This is a genomic window from Streptomyces sp. NPDC002018, from assembly GCF_042890865.1.
In the GTDB taxonomy this organism is placed as follows: domain Bacteria; phylum Actinomycetota; class Actinomycetes; order Streptomycetales; family Streptomycetaceae; genus Streptomyces.
In genome coordinates, this window is the sequence record NZ_JBIASO010000006.1 from 351547 (window position 1) to 369962 (window position 18416).

Sequence of the window (18416 nt, forward strand, 5' to 3'; positions counted from 1 at the left end):
CGCGCCCTAGTTGACACCGCCGCTCTTCCTCTCGGCCTCGTCCGCGACCCCCGGCGGCAGCAGTCGGCGCAGCCGCTCGTTGACACCGGCGAGGGTCCTTCGGTCCCCGGCGGCGACGGCCTTCCTGCCCTCCAGGATCGCGGTGTCCGCCTGGGCCCGGGAGAGCATCTCGTCGCGCAGGTCCGCCAGGGCGTTGAAGACCAGGTACTCCCACTGCTCGGTGCGGCGCAGCAGCTCGACATGGAGCTCCCCGGCCCGCTTGACGAGCCGCCGCAGGTCCGCCGGAGCGGCGTCGTCGCCGAGCGCACTGGCGCGGTCGCGCAGGTTCTGGAGCTCCCGCCGGTCGGACGGGCCGCCGCCGCCCTGCCCGAGGGTGTCCTCGCAGGCGCCCAGCAGATCCCACAGCTCACGCTGGAGTCCGGGGATCTCGATCGCCTCCTCGATGTCGTCGAGCTGGGCCTCCAGATCGCGGATACGGCGGTCGCTGGTGACGGCGGCGCCCGTGTCGACGGCCGCGGCGTCGACCTCCTTGCGCAGTTGGACAAGGGTCTTCTGCTCGGAGAGGTCCGCCAGCTGTGTCCGGGCGTGTTCCGAGTGCACCTCCTCGGCCTGGTCCCGCAGGCCGCGGACCCGCTGTTCCAGGTCGTGCAGACGGTCCGTGAGCTCGTCGTGTCCGGGCGCCAGCAGTTCGGAGCGGTTGATCGTCGCCTCGAACTGCTGGTTCACCAGCGGGATGTCGGCGGTGACGAGGACCTCCCGGTTGCTCGCCTGGATCTCGAAGGTCACCTCGACCTCGCTCTGCGCGGGCAGGTCGATCCGGACGTCCCGCGGGCGGATCTCCAGCAGCCCGACCCGGGTGTTGCGCTCGGCGTTCCCGCGCTCCCCCTCCAGCAGCGGGATGCGGATGACGGCGTCCGGCTCGGACCGGCGCAGCGCGATGGTCGTCCGGTAGGTCTTGGTCACCGTGGCCGGCAGCGCCGTGCCTTTGCGGAGCATCGGGTCGAAGGTGCCGTCGGCCTTGCCGATGCCGAGGGTGCCGGTGAGCACGGCGTCGCCGGGGACGACCGCCGCGTGGGTGATGGAGAAGGAGTTCCCGTCCAGTCTCTGCCGGGCGCCGGAGGCGTCGGTGAGCTCCACGGTGAAGCGGGACCTGGTGCCGGCGTCGATGGTCACCTCGGTGTAGAAGGCGCCGTCCGGGCCGAGTTCGGTGCGCGGTCCGCGGAACGGCGGGCGGCCCTCCGGGTTGGTCAGGGTGACGGCGTACCGCGTCCAGTCGACGGTGCCGCCGCTGTTCAGCCTGCCCGAGACCGGGATGCCGGTAGTGTCCACGGACTGCGCGGCATAGTTGAGTTCGACCGTGAACTCGCCCGGCGCCGCCTTCCGCGGCTTCCTCGGCAACCGGACCGTACGGGCGAACACGGCGGCGCCGCGCGCGACCACCGTCGTGGGGTCCTGGCTGTGGTCGAGGGGGATGCCGGGCCCTTCGACCGGGTCGGCGAGCAGTTCGCGCAGTCCGGGGCTGAGGGTCGCCCCGCCGACCAGGAGCAGCCGGTCGATGTGGTCGGGGCGCAGGGAGCTCTCGGCCAGCGCGTCGCGGCAGAGCCTGACGGCGCGGGTGTAGAACGGCAGCGCCAGGTCGTCGAGGGCGCCCCGGGTCAGGGTGTACTCGAAGGGTTCGGTGCCGCCGTCGCCGTCCTCCAGATCGAGGGAGATGTCGATCGCTGCGGTGCGCGACAGCGCGATCTTGGCGTTCTCCGCCTCCAGTTTGAGCTTGGCGAAGTTCTTGCGCCACCGGGGGTTGTTCCGGGTGAAGTCGGCGAGCCCGAGGTCGCGCCGGACCGCGGAGGCCAGCAGGTCGTCGACCAGGGCCCAGTCGATGAGCTTTCCGCCGAGGTACGGGTCACCGGCGTGCTGGATCAGCTGGAGTTCGCCGTCGTGCTTGCTCATCACGGCGGCGTCGAAGGTGCCGCCGCCCAGGTCGAACACCATCCAGTGGGCGGAGTCCGAGGCGTCCTGCACGCCGTACGCGATCGCCGCGGCGGTCGGCTCCTGCACCAGGGGGCAGTGTTCGCCGAGCCCGGCGAGGGCCGCGGCCTCGCCGGTGGCGTTGTTCTGGTTCAGGGCGAAGGAGGCGGGGACGGTGATCACCGCCGCGTCCGGCTCGTACCCGTACTCGTGCGCGACGTCCTGGCGCAGCGACTTGAGCACCTCGGCGGAGAGCTGCTCGGGGCTGAGCGAGATTCCCGCGCGGCCGAACCGGCGGTGGGCGCCCGCCACTCCCATTTCCAGCTTGAACTCGGCGTAGGCGTCGTCCGGATCGATCTCCGTACGCTCCCGGGCCCGCCGGCCCACATGGATCACGCCCTGCTTGGGGCTCCACACGGCGGACGGTGTGTAGTCCCACCCGTCGTTGTTCTTGATGACGCGTACGCCGTCGTCCTCCGCCACCGCGATGGCGCTGTTGGTGGTGCCGAGGTCGATTCCGAAGTCAATGGTCTCGCGCACTGCCGTGGTCTCCTTGGTCGCTCACGGGGGTCTGCTCGGGGGTGGGCCTGCCGACGATGACCTGGCCCATCTGGATCCGTTCGCCGTGGAGGTAGACGGACGGCCGTACGGTCTCCAGCACCACCTCGCGGGGCAGCCCCGGCTCGTCCTGGAACACCAGGACCTCCAGTGACAGGCCGGAGTCGAACGCCATGCCGTCGTGCTCCTGGATCTCCAGTCCGTCGTCGGCGAGCGCCTGGCGGCTCGCGTGGACCTGCCGGCGTACCTGCCGCAGATCGGCCGCCGACAGCGTGCCGCCGCCCTGGTCGAGCTTGCGCAGGGCGCGCCAGAGGCCGTTGGCGGCGCCGAGCAGCGCGCCGCGGCCGGCACCCTCCGGGGTGCGGGCCTGCGCCGCGAGGGCCTCGGTGGCCTCGGCGAGCGCGGCCGCGACCCCGGTGGCCTGGGCCGGCTCCAGGAGCGGCGGGGGGACACGGAACTCGGGCGGGTGTTTCAACTGGCCGAGCAGCTCGCGCACTTCGCGCACTCGGCGGCGGGCTCGCGGAGTCATCCGGTGCTCCTCATCTCATCCCTCTGATCCAGTTCACGACCCCTTCGACGGCGCCGATGACCATGAGCACCACCACCCCGGTGAGGAGCGCCTCGCCGGGGCCCACGAGGAAGCCCTCGACGATCAGGCCGGCGAGTCCCAGAAGAATCAGGCAGCCGATCGCGCAGTCACGGCGTGGGCTGGAGCTCTGCCCCTGTGCCTGCCCGTGTGCCTGCCCGTGTGCCTGTGCCTGAGCCCGTCCCGGCACCCCGGCCGATATCCGGCCGAAGCCCGAGAACTGCTCGTAGATGACGTCCCAGTTCCGCTTGATGTCCTCCACGTCGCGCTCGGGGGCGACCACATATGCCTTCTCCGCGAGCTCGATCACCGTTCTCCGCTGCTCGGCGGTCGGATTGCCGCCCATGTGCAGGCCTTGCAGCGCGACCGCCAGGTTGTTGGTCCCCACGGCGACGATGTGCGCCGCCTCCTCGTACCGCCAGTCCGGGACGAACGCCTGGAACGCCTCCAACTCGTCGAACCTGGGGAAGACCTGCTGCCGCAGGATCGTGACCGCGTCGGCGTACTGCTGGGCGTCCTGCTTGCCCTCCATGGACCGCAGGCCCTCGGTGATCTGCTGGACCGTCTTCTCCACGGTCTCCTCGAACAGGTCGGAGAAGAGTGCCGAGAAGGTCCCGTGCTTCGCCCAGCCCGCGCACACCTGGACGAGCCGCGGCCCGAAGGCGGGGTCGGCGGCGAATTCCGTGAAGGGCGACACGAGCAGACGGGGGATCCCGGCGAGGAAGTCGTCCGCCGTGTGCTCGCCCAGCCTCGGGTCGTCCAGGGCCCGGATCCGGCAGGCGATGTGCTCCCGGAACTCCGGGCGCGCCAGCAGCGCTCCCCAGGCGCTCGCCGCACCCCTCCAGAGGTTGTCCCGTCCCTCCGTGGTGGCGTGGCCGCGCCCGGCCTCCGCCTCCAGGGCCAGGGCGTGAAACCGCACGGCCTCGTCGTGCTCTTGGTGCGTGGACCGGGGGCATGCGCACCCCAGGTCCGCGTCCCCCCACCGCCACAGCAGCTCGTCCACCAGCCGCCGTCGTGGATCCTGGAACTCCTGGAACGCGGCGCGGACCTCGTCCCTGCGATGCCCGCCCACGAGGGGCGAGTCCGCGTCTCCCGGCCAGGTGTCCTCGACCGCCAGCCGGGCCTCCAGCCGCTGTCTGTGCTGCCGTACCGTACGCCCCCTCGCGTCCGCCGGGAGTCCGGTGACCGCGAAGGCGTTCCCGCGGTACAGCCGTACCCCGGCCAGATCCGCGAAGCGGGACAGCTCCCCGGTGCCGCGTCCGGCGGCCGGCTCGGGCGCCCCGGCGCCCGCCGTCGTCTCGTCCATCCGTCCCCCGTACGTCCGCTGCTCGTGCATCCGTCCCGGGCCCGTGCCCGTACGCTGTCGTCCGACACCCCGTCATGACCGCTCGTGCTCCCGTCCCTCCGGCGGGGCCACCGGGTACACGTACAGCCGGTACCCGATGGTCGGAACGGTCTCCAGGATCCGGGGGCGCGCCGGATCGGGCTCGAGGCACCGTCGGACCGCGCGCACCACACCCGCGAGGTCCGTCCTGTCGTAACTGCGGCCGAGCGGCCACTCCTCCCGGGGCCTCCACAGCGCGGTGATCAGTTCGTCGTGGTCGCAGGCCACCGCCTCGACGCCGGGCAGACCGCTGCTGCGCGCCACCATGTGCCGCAGTAGCTGGTGCCCCTTGGGGCGCAGGCCCTCGACGAGGGTCTCCTTGTCCCCGTCGGTCCGGTACACCCGGCTGCCCACGACGTCGTAGCGGAGGCCGGGGCGGGACGCGTCCTGTCCGGCCGGGTCGTGCCGGCGGGGCGCGGGCCGCGTCGCGTGCGCGTCCACATACGTCAGCCGCCAGTAGAGCTGTTCCCCGTCGCCCAGCATGTCCCCGAGGACCAGCAGGGTGTCGCCGTGCTTCAGCAGCTCCCGGCCGTGCACCGGCCGGACCTCGAAACCCAGGACGTCGCGCTGGAGCAGCGTGCCGTTCCTGGCGTGGTCGGTGACCCACCACTGGCCGCTCTCCAGATCCAGGATGCAGTGCAACCGGCTGATCCAGCCCTGGGGATCGGGCGCGAGCACGATGTCCGGCTCGTGGTGGGGTGCCGCGCGGCCGACGGTGAACTGGTCACCGTCCAGGACGTACACACGCGCCTTCCCCGCGGGTGACGTCACCTTCAGCTTCGCCACTTGCATCCGGTGCTCACCTTCGCCCCCCTGCTCCTGCTCCCTCGCACGTGCCTCCCCGAGTATCCCGACGGCGTCCACGGGTGACCATGGAATGGAGTTGGAATCCGGATGGACACGGGAACGGCGTATCGCCGGACGGCACTGCGCGGGCGGGACCCACGCGATCACGTCGTGCCGGAGGGGAACACCGCGCGGCACGGGCACGGGCACCGGCACCGGCACGCGGCGCGCGGCACGCCGGAACGTGTCCCGCTGCCGCACGGACGCCCCGACTCCCGCGATTGTCAGGGGAGTTGAGACTCAGCTTCGCAGCGGTCTTCCGCACCGCCCCAGCCCCGCACGCAACCTCCGCACGGTCTCCACGAATGGATGCGCGAAAACGCGCGCCCCGCCGCGCCCGGGAGGGCGGCGGCGGGGCGGTGGGACGTGGTGGGGCGGTGGGGCGTGGTGGGGCGGGGTCAGAAGGTGAGTTTCCAGCTGTCGATGTAGCCCGTGTCGAAGCCGAAGAGGTCCTGGACGCGGAGCTTCCAGGTGCCGTTGGCGGGGATCGCGGAGGCGTCGACGGTGTAGGTCTCGTGTACGTCGTCGGTGCTGTCGCTGTTGGAGTTCTTCAGGCGGTGGACCGTGCCGTCGGAGCCGATCAGGTCGATCACCAGGTCACCGCGCCAGGTGTGGACGATGTCGACCGTGACCTGGAGGTCGCTGGGTGCGTTGCCGTCGTGGCCGGTGACGACGAGGGGCGATTCGACGGGGTCGCCGGCGTCGGGGATGTTCACATTGCCGGGGTTGACGAAGAAGTCACCGCCGGAGGGGATCACGGTCCAGGGGAAGGTCGCCGAGGTCGAGTTCCCGCCGGTGGTCTTCACGGTGACGGTGGCGGTGAAGTCGCCGGGCTCCGTCGGGCTGCCGGAGATCAGGCCGGTGGTGGTGTCGATCGTCAGGCCGCCGGGCAGGCCGGAGGCGGTGAAGGTCAGGCCGCCCGACTGGCTGGTCGACGCGTCGATCGGGAGGACGGCCGGCTGGCCGACGGCCGACTCCTGGGCACCGGGCCGGACCAGCGCGATGTGGTTGACGAAGCGTTCGCCGACGTTGACCGCCGCCCAGGCGTTGCCGACCGTCTCGTACGCCTCGCTGGACCGGCCGAACAGGTCCGCCGCCGCCTGGAGGGTGGCCACGCGGGCGTCCGCGTAGTCGGTGGTGGAGGTCATGTAGAGGGTCAGCGCCCGGTACCAGACGTTGAAGGCGTTGTGCAGGCCGAGGCCGGTGACCGGCAGGTTGTCGTAGGTGGGGCTGTTGTACGCGGTGCCGTTGATGGTCTTGCTTCCGCTGCCCTCGGCGAGCAGATAGAAGTAGTGGTTCGCCACACCCGAGGAGAAGTGCGCGTCGAGTCCCTCGGTGGCGGTGGACCAGTAGTCCTGGGAGATGCCGTCCTTGGAGGGCTCGTCCATGTACCGCAGCGGGGTGCCGTCGCCGTTGATGTCGATCAATTCGCCGACCTCGTAGTCGGGGACGTCGTTCGGGTTGTTGGCGAAGAACTCGACGGCGGCGGCCATGATGTCGCTGGTCCCCTCGTTGAGACCGCCGGACTCGCCGTTGTAGTAGTACAGGTTGGCGGTGGTGGAGGTGACGCCGTGGGTCATCTCATGGGCGGCGACATCGAGCGCGGTGAGCGGGTTGACGTTGTCCACGCCGTCGCCGTAGGTCATGCAGAAGCAGTCGTCGTCCCAGAAGGCGTTGACGTACTCGTTGCCGTAGTGGACCCGGGAGTATCCGCCGACGCCGTCGTTGGCTATGCCGTTGCGGCCGAACTGGTCGTGGTAGAAGTCGTACGTCTTCCGCGCGCCGTAGGCGGCGTCCACGGCGGCGGTCTGGCGGTCGGCCACCGTCCCGTCGCCCCAGATGTCGTCGCTGTCGGTGAAGAGCGTTCCGGTGCCGGACCCGCCGCCGTTGAGATCGTAGGTCGAGTGGTTGCCGCCCTGGGGGTCGGTCAGTTCGTACACGTCGCCGTTGCGGACGCTGCCGACCTGGACCTCTCCGCCGAACTGGCCGTGGCCCACACCGGCGTGCTTCGTGTCGAACTCCTGGAGCTTCTTGCCGCTCCTGGCGTCGGTCACGACATGCAGCTCGCTGGGGGTGCCGTCCTCCCGCACACCGTCCACGACGGATTCCCAGGCCAGCGCGGACACGCCGTCCTTCGCCCAGATGACCTGCCGCGGCGCTCCGTCCGGGACGGCCTCGCCGGTGCCCCCGGTCCTGGCGGTGGCCAGCGCCGTCTTCTTCGCCGCCGTGGCCGGAACGGTGGCCTTGGTCGTCGGCACGGATATCGGCGCGTCCGACGCCCAGGTCACGGTGGTGGCGGGACCGGTCGCGCCGGCGCCGGTGGCGGCGCGCCCGGTGGCGGGGCGCTCGTGGACCACCAGGTCGCCGCCGAGGACGGGAAGTCCGGCGTAGGTCCGCTCGTAACGGGTGTGCGTGGTGCCATCGGCGTCCTTGGTGATGTCCTTCGGCAGCAGCTTCTCCTTGCCGCCCAGCTTCAGGGAGCGGGCGGTGGCGGCCCCGGCCTCCGCCGCGGCCTTGAGCAGCTTCTCCCTCTGTACGGGGCTGAGTGCGACAGGTCTCGCACCGAGTCTGGACTCCGCCACGGTCTGCCGTGCCTGGCCGTCCGCGCCGACCGGGCCCGCCACGGCACCCGCGGCCGGGAGGACCGCCACGAGGAGCGCGGCCACGCTGACGGCCGCGGCCGTCGCCACGCGCCGGCGGCGCGGTGAAGCGGCCATGTTCGAAGGAGAGTTGAGGGGATCGCGGGAGGTACCGAAAGTACGGGAGGTACGGGGGTTGTTCGTCACTCCTGGTGCTCCTTCTGTCCGGCTGGCTCATGACGGCAGGGAGTTGTGCGATGGGGATGTGACGACCGCGCGGTACGTTGATCGTTTCAGCGGAAGGTGCCTTTGTCAGCAGAGCGAGACAACGTTGTCTCAAAGGCGCACACCCGTTCGCCGCCGGCCGCCGGCCTATGCCGGAGTCACGTGCGCCTTTACGCGGCCGCAACACGCCCCCGTCGGCCGCTTCGGCCATTTCCGTCATGGGCATGGCTAAAAATGATTCCCGCCGGCGTGTCCGCCCAGCCTCCACGGAATCCCGGCCGCCCCGGGCTAGAGTGATCTCAGATCGCGGGTACGAATCCCGCCGCCGGCCCCGTGCCGGCGTGGTCGAACAGCATCGCGCCCCCTCCCCCGGAGGGGGCGTTCTCGCGTGCGGCCGGCCCTTCCGCCGACCCCCTGCCGGCCCTTCCACCGGGCCCCTGCCGGCCTTTCCGCCGGCCCTCCGCCGATCGCTCCGCGGGCCCCCTCCGTACAGCCATCGCCTCGGCGCTCAGGCCGCCTTCGGCGTGTCACTCACATGCGACCCCGTCACCGTCCCTGTCCAGGTGACGCCCGTAGCCGGGATCCCCGACACGGACCGGTGCCGCCCCCGCGGCACGTGCCGCCGCGCAGTTGCCGTAGTACGCAGAGCCGCTTCCGCCCCCGTCCGAACCGGAGCCGCCCGATGTGTCGCCGCTGTCGTCGCCACTGCTCTCGTCGCCACCCGCGGCCGGGGCGACGGTGACGCGTACGGTCTTCGTCTTCGTGACGGTGGGGACCGGCTTCGGGCTCGCCGTCACCGTCGTGGTGGCGCGGGGCTCGGGGGCGGCGGTCGCCGTCGTCGTGACCGTCACCGAGGGATAGGGCCCCTCGCTCACCGCCTGATCCGTCGCCGTCCCCCCGCCGGCACCACCGATGCCAGCGGGGGGATGAACGTAGCGACGCGGCGCATGAGTATGGAGGGTATGTGCGCTCTTAGTGACCCACTTGTGACCAAAGCGTGTGGGCCCGCCTCCGGCGCGGAGGCGGGCCCACAGAGGCGCGTGGATCAGGAGGGACAGACGCGTGGATCAGGAGGGACGGATCAGTGGATCAGGGTGGGGACGGATCGGGAGGGACCCGTCACTCCTGCCCGTCGTGCTCCCCGTCCTGCTCCCCCTCCAGGTCTCCCTCCGTCTCCAGGAACACCTTCCGCAGTTCGTCCAGCACCGCCGGGTCCGGCTTGGCCCACATACCGCGTGACTCGGCCTCCAGCAGACGTTCCGCGATGCCGTGGAGGGCCCAGGGGTTGGCCTCCTGGAGGAAGGCGCGGTTCTCCGGGTCCAGGACATAGGTCTCGGTCAGCTTGTCGTACATCCAGTCCGCGACCACACCCGTCGTCGCGTCGTACCCGAAGAGATAGTCGACGGTCGCGGCGAGTTCGAAAGCGCCCTTGTAGCCGTGGCGGCGCATCGCCTCGATCCAGCGGGGGTTGACCACCCGGGCGCGGAAGACACGGGACGTCTCCTCGACCAGCGTGCGCGTACGGACGGTCTCCGGGCGGGTGGAGTCCCCGATGTACGCCTCCGGGGCCGTCCCCTTCAGCGCGCGGACCGTGGCCACCATGCCGCCGTGGTACTGGAAGTAGTCGTCGGAGTCCGCGATGTCGTGCTCGCGCGTGTCGGTGTTCTTCGCGGCCACCGCGATGCGCCTGTACGCGGTCTCCATCTCGGCGCGTGCGGGCCGCCCGTCCAGCTCGCGGCCGTACGCGTACCCGCCCCACACCGTGTAGACCTCGGCGAGATCGGCGTCCGTACGCCAGTCGCGGCTGTCGATGAGCTGGAGGATGCCCGCGCCGTACGTACCGGGCCGGGAGCCGAAGATACGGGTGGTGGCCCGGCGTTCGTCACCGTGCGCCGCCAGATCGGCCTGGGCGTGGGCGCGGATGTGGTTGGCGTCGGCGGGTTCGTCCAGCGACGCCGCCAGCCGTACCGCGTCGTCCAGCAGACCGATCGCGTGCGGAAAGGCGTCACGGAAGAAACCGCTGATCCGGAGGGTGACATCGATCCGGGGGCGGCCCAGTTCGTCGAGCGCGATCGGCTCCAGACCGGTGACCCGGCGCGAGGCGTCGTCCCAGACCGGCCTGATCCCCAGCAGCGCCAGGGCCTCGGCGATGTCGTCGCCGGAGGTGCGCATCGCGCTCGTACCCCACAGCGAGAGCCCGACGGAGGTCGGCCAGTCGCCGTTGTCGGCGCGGTAGCGGTCGAGGAGGGAGTCGGCGAGGGCCTGTCCGGTCTCCCAGGCGAGCCGGCTCGGGACGGCCTTGGGGTCGACGGAGTAGAAGTTGCGGCCGGTCGGCAGCACATTGACCAGACCGCGCAACGGCGATCCGGACGGACCCGCCGGTACGAAGCCGCCGTTCAGCGCGTGCACCACATGGTCGATCTCGTTCACGGTGCCGGCCAGCCTCGGCACGACCTCACGCGCGGCGAACGCGAGGATGTCCGCGACCTGTTCCGGGTGACCGGCCGCCACCCGCGCCACCGCCGCCGGGTCCCACTCCGCGTCCTCCATCGCCTGGACGAGCGCGCGGGCCCGCTGCTCCGTGTCGTCGGCGTCGGTACGGGTCGCGGCCGACTCGTCCAGGCCCAGCGCCTCGCGCAGCCCCGGAAGGGAGGTCGTACCGCCCCAGATCTGCCGGGCCCGCAGGATGGCGAGGACGAGATTGACCCGGGCGTCACCGGTCGGCGCGCCGCCCAGCACATGCAGTCCGTCGCGGATCTGCGCGTCCTTGACCTCGCACAGCCAGCCGTCGACATGGAGCAGGAAGTCGTCGAACCCGTCGTCGTCCGGCCGGTCGTCGAGACCGAGGTCGTGATCGAGCTTGGCGGCCTGGATCAGCGTCCAGATCTGCGCGCGGATCGCGGGCAGCTTCGCCGGGTCCATCGAGGAGATCGCCGCGTACTCGTCGAGCAACTGCTCCAGGCGCGCGATGTCGCCGTACGACTCGGCGCGCGCCATCGGCGGCACGAGATGGTCCACGAGCGTGGCGTGTACGCGGCGCTTGGCCTGTGTGCCCTCGCCCGGGTCATTGACCAGGAACGGATAGATCAGCGGCAGATCGCCCAGCGCGGCATCGGGCGCGCAGGCGGCCGAGAGCCCCGCGTTCTTGCCGGGCAGCCACTCCAGATTGCCGTGCTTGCCGAGGTGGATCATGGCGTCGGCGCCGAAGCCGCCGTCCTCGCGGTCGGCCTGGATCCAGCGGTACGCGGCCAGATAGTGGTGCGACGGCGGCAGATCGGGGTCGTGGTAGATCGCGATGGGGTTCTCGCCGAAGCCGCGCGGCGGCTGGATGAGGATCAGCAGATTGCCGCGCCGGAGGGCGGCGAGCACGATGTCGCCGTCCGGGTCGCCGCCCGAGGCGACCCGGCTGCGGTCCACGAACATCGCGCCGGGCGGCGGCCCCCAGTGCTCCTCCACGGACTCCCGGAGCGCGGCGGGGAGCTTCTCGTACCACCGCCGGTAGTCGGCGGCCGGGATACGGACCGGGTTCCGGGCGAGCTGCTCCTCGGTGAGCCACTCCTGGTCATGGCCGCCGGCCTCGATGAGCGCGTAGATCAGCTCGTCGCCGTCGCCCGACTCCAGACCGGGGACCGGCTCGTCCTCCGTACCGGTGCCGCCTGCGCCGGCCGCACCGGCTGCGCCGCCTGCATTGCCCGCACTGCCCGCACTGCCCGCACTGCCTGCACTGCCTGCATTGCCTGTGCCGGTCGTGCCGCCTGCGCTGCCTATGCCGCTCGTGCCGCTCGTGCCGCCGAAGTCATAGCCCTGGTCGCGCAGTTCACGCAGCAGGGCCACGGCGCTGGCGGGGGTGTCGAGGCCGACCGCGTTGCCGATACGGGAGTGCTTGGTCGGGTACGCGGACAGCACCAGCGCGACGCGCTTCTCCGCGTTCGGGCGGTGGCGCAGCCGGCCGTGCCGTACGGCGATACCGGCCACCCGCGCGGCCCGCTCGGGGTCGGCCACGTACACCGGCAGGCCCTCGGGGTCCAGCTCCTTGAACGAGAACGGGACGGTGATGAGCCGCCCGTCGAACTCCGGCACCGCCACCTGCGAGGCGGCGTCCAGCGGCGACAGTCCCTCGTCGCTCGACTCCCAGGTGGCCCGGCTGCTGGTGAGGCAGAGGGCCTGGAGTATCGGTACGTCGAGCGCGGCCAGGGCTCCCGCGTCCCACGCCTCGTCGTCGCCGCCCGCCGACGCCTCGGCGGGCCGGGTGCCGCCGGCGGCGAGCACGGTGGTGATGATGACATCGACGCCGCTCAGCTCCTCCAGCAGCTCCGGCTCCGGGGCGCGCAGCGAGGACACGTAGAGGGGGAGGGCGCGCCCGTCGGCCTCCTCGATGGCATCGCACAGGGCGTCCACGAAGGCGGTGTTGCCGCTGAGATGGTGCGCGCGGTAGTAGAGCACCGCGACCAGCGGCCGGCCGGCATCCGCGCGGCCCGCGACGGCGGGGCGCTCGGCCCGGCCCCAGGTGGGCGACGCAGCGGGCGGCTCGAAGCCGTGACCGGTCAGCAGGACGGTGTCGGAGAGGAAGCGGGCGAGCTGCTCCAGGTTGGCGGGACCGCCGTGGGCGAGATACGCGTGGGCCTCGGCGGCGATACCGATGGGGACGGTGGAGGCCTCCATCAACTGGGCGTCCGGGGCCTGCTCGCCGGTGAGGACCACGACGGGCGGCCGGTTCGTGACGGGCGGCCGGTCGGCGGCGGTGTCGGCGGCGCTGTCGCGGTCGTCGGTGTCGGCGGTGTCGCGGCGGGCGGCGGAACGGCCGTCGGTAGCGCCTTCCCCAAGGAGGAGGTCGATCCCGTCCTGCCAGGCGCGCAGTCCGCCGAGGAGCCGTACGACGACGAGGTCGACGCCCTCCAGTAGCGCGGGCAGTTCGTCGAGCACGAGCCGCGCGGGGTTGGCGTACCGGTACGGGACCGGACCGCCCGCCGCACGGGCGCTGAGCAGATCGGTGTCGGACGTCGACAGGAGCAGGATCATGCGGCGTCTGCCTTCCTCGGGGTCCGCGCCCCGGGCGGTAGGGAGGACGGCGGGAGTTCCTGGCTCACCCGGCTGCTGCCGGGCTCACAGTGGCGGGACCGCGCCGGATTCTCACCGGGCTTCCTCCCCTGACGCCGTCGCTGGCGTTGACGGGCACCGGACCCGCCGTCTGCATAGTAGGTGCAGCAGGTCACGGGCGGGGAGAGCGCCCGGCCGCCCAGGATGGGGCGCGGGGGTACGTGGGTATGCTCGCCGCCATGCCGCCCACCTCGCCAACACCCGCCAACCGGGACGAAGCTCCCTCGCGGGCCTCCGTCCCGGATCCGGTGCGGGCATCCGCTTCCGGTTCCGTGCGGGTTCCCGTCCCGGGCTCCGTGCGGGCTTCCGCTCCCGGTTCCGTGCGGGTTCCCGTACGGGAGGGTGGTGACGCCTGCCCCGGCGCTCTGCGGCTGCACGGCGCGGACGACGGGTGGCTGGCCCGACTGCGGCTGCCCGGCGGGTTGCTGACGTACCGTCAGGCGGAGACGCTGGCGGACGCGGCGGAGCGCCTGGGCGACGGACATGTCGACATCACCTCCCGGGGCAATGTCCAGCTCCGGGGGCTGGGTACGGGTACGGGTACGAGTCCGGGCAGGGGCAGGGGCGCGGGCGCGGGCTGCGGCACCGAACTCGCCGGACTGCTCCACGAAGCCGGTCTGCTGCCCTCCGAACGGCATGAACGGGTACGGAACATCGTCGCGTCCCCCCTGTCGGGCCTCGACGGATTCGGCGGAGGCGCCCGGCACGGCGGACTCGGCGCCGGACAGCCGCAGTTGTGGGCCCGGGAACTGGACGGACTCCTGTGCGCGAGCGACGCGGCGACGGGTCTCTCCGGCCGCTTCCTGTTCGCGCTGGACGACGGCCGTGGGGACATGGCGGCCCTGGGCGCCGATGTGACGTTGCTCGCACGACCCGACGGCACGGCGACCGTACATACCGGAGCCAATCGGTCGGGGTTGCGGGTGAAGGCCGCCGATGCGCCGAGGGCCGCCCTCCTGGCCGCGGAGACGTTTCTCACGGTGGCGGAGGCGAGCGGCTCGGGCGCCTGGCGGGTGCGGGAGCTGCCGCCCGGCCACGCACTCGAACTGGACGCGGCGGTGGCGGCACGGCTGAGCCGAGCGGGCATCGTCGCGGAACCCGCCGTAGCCACGGAGCCCGCGAAGCCCGCGAAGCCCGCGAAGCCCGCGAAGCCCGCGAACGCCACGGCGTATGTGACGGCGTATGTGACGGAGGGCCCCGGTCACGACGGGAGGCCCCCGCTTCCCGGGCTCATCCGCTCCCCCGACGGCACCGTGGCCGTCTCCGTCCACGCGCCGCTGGGACGGCTGAGCGCGGCACAGTGGCGACTGCTGACCTCGGCGCGTGTCGCTCCCGGTCCGGCCGCCGCCCTGCGCGTCACCCCCTGGCGGGGTGTCATCGTGCCGGGGCTGGACCCGGCCACGGCCGACGACCTGCTGGAACGTTTCCGTACCGCCGGGCTGGTCACCGATCCCGCCTCCCCCTGGCACGGGGTCGGCGCCTGCACCGGCCGGCCCGGCTGCGCGAAGGCGCTCGCGGACGTACGGGCGGACGCGGCCGAGGCGCTGCGTCCGGCACCGGGCAGGCCGGGGGCGGGGGGCGACGCGCTCCCGGTCTACTGGTCGGGCTGCGAACGCCGCTGCGGCCATCCGCAGGGCGCCTGGGTGGATGTGGTCGCGACGGGCGACAACGCCTACCGCGTCTCCGTACGGGGCGGCACGACCGTGACCGTAACCGCGCCAGTGACCACGACCGCGCCGGCGACGGCAACGGTAACCGCGCCCGCGACGGCAACGGCAACGGCAACGGCAACCACGACAGTTGTCCCGACCATGACTACGACCACAACCACGACCGCGACCACGCTCGCGCTCGCGACCGGACCCCGACTCGCCGACGCGGTGGCGGCGGCACGCACAACCACAGTGACGAGATGAGCGAGACCACAGTGCCCAACGAGCCCACGGTGTTCGACTACGAGAAGGACGGCGCGGCGATATACCGCCAGTCCTTCGCCACGATCCGCGCCGAGGCGGACCTCGCCGGGCTGCCCGCCGATGTCTCCCAGGTCGCGGTCCGGATGATCCACGCCTGCGGCATGGTCGACCTGGTGCGCGATCTCGCGTTCACCCCCGGTGTCGTGGCCCGTGCCCGTGAGGCCCTGCGCGCGGGCGCGCCGATCCTCTGCGATGTCGCGATGGTCGCCAGCGGAGTCACCCGCAAGCGGCTGCCGGCGGCCAACGAGGTGGTCTGCACCCTGTCCGACCCGTCCGTCCCCGCCCTCGCCGCCGAGTTGGGGACCACGCGCAGCGCCGCCGCCCTGGAGCTGTGGCGCGACCGGATGGAGGGCGCGGTGGTCGCCGTCGGGAACGCACCGACCGCGCTCTTCCGGCTGCTGGAGATGATCGAGGCGGGCGCTCCCCGCCCGGCCGCCGTCATCGGTGTGCCGGTCGGTTTCATCGGCGCGGCCGAGTCCAAGGACGCGCTCGCCGGACACCCCGCCGGGCTCGAACACCTGGTCGTACGCGGACGGCGCGGGGGCAGCGCCCTCGCGGCGGCGGCCGTCAACGCGATCGCGAGCGAGGAAGAGTGAACGCGAACACAGCCCCCGGCCATGCCCCCACGAGCGGCCCCGGTACGGGGAGTCAGAGCCGTACCGGTCGCGAGAGCGGCGGCACCGGCCGGCTGTACGGGGTCGGCCTCGGCCCCGGCGATCCGTCCCTCATGACCGTGCGCGCCGTCCAGGTCATCGCGGAGGCCGAGGTGATCGCGTACCACAGCGCGCGCCACGGCCGGTCCATAGCCCGTTCCATCGCCGCCGGACATCTGCGCCCCGACCACATAGAGGAAGCGCTGGTCTACCCGGTCACCACCGGGACCACCGACCACCCCGGCGGCTACCAGGGCGCGATGGAGGACTTCTACGCCGAGTCGGCCGCCCGGCTCGCCGCCCATCTCGACGCCGGCCGCACGGTCGCCGTCATCGCCGAGGGCGATCCGCTCTTCTACGGCTCGTACATGCATATGCACAAGCGGCTGGCCGACCGCTATCCGACGGAGGTCATTCCGGGGGTCACCTCGGTGAGCGCCGCCGCGGCCCGGCTCGGCACCCCGCTCGTCGAGGGCGAGGAGGTCCTGACGATCCTGCCCGGCACGCTGCCCGAGGAGGAACTGACGGCCCGGCTGGCCTCTGCGGACTCGGCCGTGGTGATGAAGCTCGGCCGTACCTTCCCGGCCGTACGGCGCGCGGTCGAGCGGGCCGGGCGGCTCGCTGACGCGCGGTACGTCGAGCGCGCCACCATGAGCGGCGAGCGCACCGGCGCGCTGGAGGGCATCGACCCGGACTCCGTCCCGTACTTCTCGGTGGCGGTCCTGCCGAGCCGGGTCGACGCCCGGCCCGCCCCCCGGGAGACCGGTGATGTGGTGGTCGTGGGGACGGGACCGGCGGGGCCGTTGTGGCTGACGCCCGAGACGCGCGGCGCACTCGCCTCGGCCGACGATCTCGTCGGGTACACCACCTATCTGGACCGTGTTCCGGTCCGTCCCGGCCAGCGACGGCACGGCTCCGACAACAAGGTGGAGTCGGAGCGCGCGGAGTTCGCCCTCGATCTGGCGCGGCGCGGCCGGCGCGTGGCCGTGGTGTCCGGCGGCGATCCGGGGGTCTTCGCGATGGCCACGGCCGTACTGGAGGCGGCGTCGGCCGATCCGTACAGGGACGTGCCCGTGCGTGTGCTCCCGGGTGTGACCGCCGCCAACGCCGCCGCCGCGCGCGTGGGCGCCCCGCTGGGCCACGACTACGCCGTGGTCTCGCTCTCGGACCGGCTCAAGCCGTGGGAGGTCATCGCGGAACGCCTGCACGCGGCAGCGGCGGCGGACCTGGTGCTCGCGCTCTACAACCCGGGCTCACGCAGCCGTACGTGGCAGGTCGGCAAGGCCCGCGAACTGCTGCTGGAACACCGGGCCCCGGACACCCCCGTCGTCGTCGCCCGCGATGTGGGCGGGGCGGAGGAGAACGTACGGATCGTGCGTCTCGCGGATCTCGATCCGGCGTGGGTGGACATGCGGACGATCCTGCTGGTGGGTTCCTCGCAGACGGTGACGGTACGGCGCGCCGACGGCACCGGCCTCGGCGAGGAGATCGTCTGGACCCCGCGCCGCTACCCGGAGGCGCGGTCGGCGCCGGGCCCGGACGTCACCGCACCAGGGCCGGACACGGCGGGTCCGGATGCGGCAGGCCCGGACACGGCGGAGCCGAGCGCCTCGGGGCCGGGTCCGAGTCCGGAGAGCTGACGCAGCCAGGCGACCGCCTCCGCCACGGTGGCCGCCACGGCCACCCCCTCGGGGGTCGGCGGACGGCGGACGACGACGACGGGCAGGCCGGCCTCGCGGGCCGCGGCCAGTTTGGGCGCGGTGGCGGCGCCACCGCTGTCCTTGGTCACGACGGTGTCGACGCGATGGCGGCGCAGGAGCGCGCGCTCCCCGTCGAGCGTGAAGGGACCTCGGTCGAGGACGGTCTCCATCCGGGCGGGGTACGGCGGTTCCGGCGCGTCCACGGACCGGACGAGGAACCACGGTCCGTCGAGGCGGGCGAAGGCGGCGAGGCCCGTCCGTCCGGTGGTGAGGAAGACCCTGCGCGGCGGCCCCGGGAGCGTGGCCAGCGTCTCGGCGGCCTCCTCCAGGGAACCGACCGTACGCCAGTCGTCGCCCGCGACCGGCACCCACGAGGGGCGGCGCACCGCCAGCAGGGGAACATGGGCCACGGCGGCGGCGAGCGCCGCGTTCCGGCTGATCGTTGCGGCGAAGGGATGGGTGGCGTCGATGAGCGCGTCCACGCGGTGCTCGCGCAGCCAGCGCGCCAGCCCTTCGGGGCCGCCGAACCCGCCGATCCGTATCCCGCCGGGGGGCGGTACGGGCCGGGTGACACGTCCGGCGAGGGAAGTGGTGACACGGAACCCGGAACGGCCGGAACGGCCGGAACCGCCGGGTCCCTCGGAACCGCCGGTACCGGAAGCACCGCCGGGTCCCTCGGCACCGCCAGTACCGGACGCGCCGCCGGGCCGCTCGGTACCCCCGGGACCGTACGCGCCGTCGGAACGGTTCGCGCCGCCCGCGCTCCCGTCGCCGCACAGGCTCTCGGCGAGACGGCGCGACTCGGTGGTCCCGCCAAGGATCAGTACATGCGGCGGTTCACTCATCG

General features: G+C 72.6%; 10 protein-coding genes, 2 pseudogenes and 1 riboswitch. Of the genes and pseudogenes, 4 read left to right on the forward strand and 8 right to left on the reverse strand.

The features are described from left to right. Window positions 1-6 precede the first annotated feature (6 nt). From ACFYYH_RS12920 to ACFYYH_RS12945, 6 genes and pseudogenes are all read right to left on the reverse strand, one after another. Complete coding sequence (locus tag ACFYYH_RS12920) at window positions 7-2505, reverse strand: Hsp70 family protein (protein WP_388549560.1); 2499 nt, start codon at window positions 2503-2505, stop codon at window positions 7-9. Next, window positions 2489-3052 (reverse strand): hypothetical protein, encoded by a 564-nt coding sequence (locus ACFYYH_RS12925; RefSeq protein ID WP_388549562.1) that lies wholly within the window; start codon window positions 3050-3052, stop codon window positions 2489-2491. The genes ACFYYH_RS12920 and ACFYYH_RS12925 overlap by 17 nt, the downstream gene beginning before the upstream one ends. A 10-nt stretch (window positions 3053-3062) precedes the next feature. After that, window positions 3063-4415 carry a hypothetical protein gene (locus tag ACFYYH_RS12930; protein ID WP_388549564.1) on the reverse strand — a complete coding sequence of 451 codons (1353 nt, stop codon included), beginning with the start codon at window positions 4413-4415 and terminating at the stop codon, window positions 3063-3065. Between the two features lie 72 nt (window positions 4416-4487). Continuing rightward, entirely contained in the window at window positions 4488-5285 is a 798-nt protein-coding gene (locus ACFYYH_RS12935; protein WP_388549566.1) for an FHA domain-containing protein, read from the reverse strand. 452 nt (window positions 5286-5737) lie between these two features. Further along, window positions 5738-8056: a M4 family metallopeptidase gene (locus tag ACFYYH_RS12940; RefSeq protein ID WP_388549568.1), complete on the reverse strand. Its 2319-nt coding sequence runs from the start codon at window positions 8054-8056 to the stop codon at window positions 5738-5740. 614 nt (window positions 8057-8670) lie between these two features. Beyond that, window positions 8671-8769: pseudogene (locus ACFYYH_RS12945) on the reverse strand (excalibur calcium-binding domain-containing protein); the annotation flags it as partial. 58 nt (window positions 8770-8827) lie between these two features. Here ACFYYH_RS12945 and ACFYYH_RS12950 point away from each other — a divergent pair. Beyond that, window positions 8828-9004, forward strand: coding sequence for a hypothetical protein (locus ACFYYH_RS12950; RefSeq protein ID WP_388549716.1), 177 nt, complete (start codon window positions 8828-8830; stop codon window positions 9002-9004). A gap of 258 nt (window positions 9005-9262) precedes the next feature. Here the strand turns inward: ACFYYH_RS12950 and cobN are convergent, their stop codons facing one another. Continuing rightward, the gene (cobN, locus tag ACFYYH_RS12955; RefSeq protein ID WP_388549570.1) at window positions 9263-13162 is read right to left on the reverse strand and encodes a cobaltochelatase subunit CobN; all 3900 of its coding nucleotides are present in this window, start codon (window positions 13160-13162) and stop codon (window positions 9263-9265) included. A 33-nt stretch (window positions 13163-13195) separates the two neighbouring features. Next, a riboswitch (cobalamin riboswitch) is annotated at window positions 13196-13344 on the reverse strand. A 63-nt stretch (window positions 13345-13407) separates the two neighbouring features. Between cobN and ACFYYH_RS12960 the strand changes: the two genes are divergently transcribed. The 3 genes from ACFYYH_RS12960 to ACFYYH_RS12970 all read left to right on the forward strand — a co-directional run bounded on the left by ACFYYH_RS12960 (window position 13408) and on the right by ACFYYH_RS12970 (window position 17509). Next, the gene (locus tag ACFYYH_RS12960; RefSeq protein WP_388549573.1) at window positions 13408-15156 is read left to right on the forward strand and encodes a cobalamin biosynthesis protein CobG; all 1749 of its coding nucleotides are present in this window, start codon (window positions 13408-13410) and stop codon (window positions 15154-15156) included. A gap of 29 nt (window positions 15157-15185) precedes the next feature. Beyond that, window positions 15186-15812, forward strand: coding sequence for a precorrin-8X methylmutase (locus ACFYYH_RS12965; RefSeq protein ID WP_388549711.1), 627 nt, complete (start codon window positions 15186-15188; stop codon window positions 15810-15812). Window positions 15813-15904: 92 nt separating this feature from the next. Then, complete coding sequence (locus ACFYYH_RS12970; RefSeq protein ID WP_388549714.1) at window positions 15905-17509, forward strand: precorrin-2 C(20)-methyltransferase; 1605 nt, start codon at window positions 15905-15907, stop codon at window positions 17507-17509. Here ACFYYH_RS12970 and ACFYYH_RS12975 read toward each other — a convergent pair. Then, a pseudogene (locus ACFYYH_RS12975) lies at window positions 17497-18414 on the reverse strand (cobalt-precorrin-6A reductase); the annotation flags it as partial. The gene ACFYYH_RS12970 and the pseudogene ACFYYH_RS12975 overlap by 13 nt on opposite strands. Window positions 18415-18416 lie beyond the last annotated feature (2 nt).

Bases quoted from the DNA above. Each gene is read 5' to 3' on its own strand.
- ACFYYH_RS12925 (WP_388549562.1), bottom strand. From the start codon at position 3,052: ATGACTCCGCGAGCCCGCCGCCGAGTGCGCGAAGTGCGCGAGCTGCTC.
- ACFYYH_RS12930 (WP_388549564.1), bottom strand. From the start codon at position 4,415: ATGGACGAGACGACGGCGGGCGCCGGGGCGCCCGAGCCGGCCGCCGGA.
- ACFYYH_RS12935 (WP_388549566.1), bottom strand. From the start codon at position 5,285: ATGCAAGTGGCGAAGCTGAAGGTGACGTCACCCGCGGGGAAGGCGCGT.
- ACFYYH_RS12940 (WP_388549568.1), bottom strand. From the start codon at position 8,056: ATGGCCGCTTCACCGCGCCGCCGGCGCGTGGCGACGGCCGCGGCCGTC.
- cobN (WP_388549570.1), bottom strand. From the start codon at position 13,162: ATGATCCTGCTCCTGTCGACGTCCGACACCGATCTGCTCAGCGCCCGT.
- ACFYYH_RS12960 (WP_388549573.1), top strand. From the start codon at position 13,408: ATGCTCGCCGCCATGCCGCCCACCTCGCCAACACCCGCCAACCGGGAC.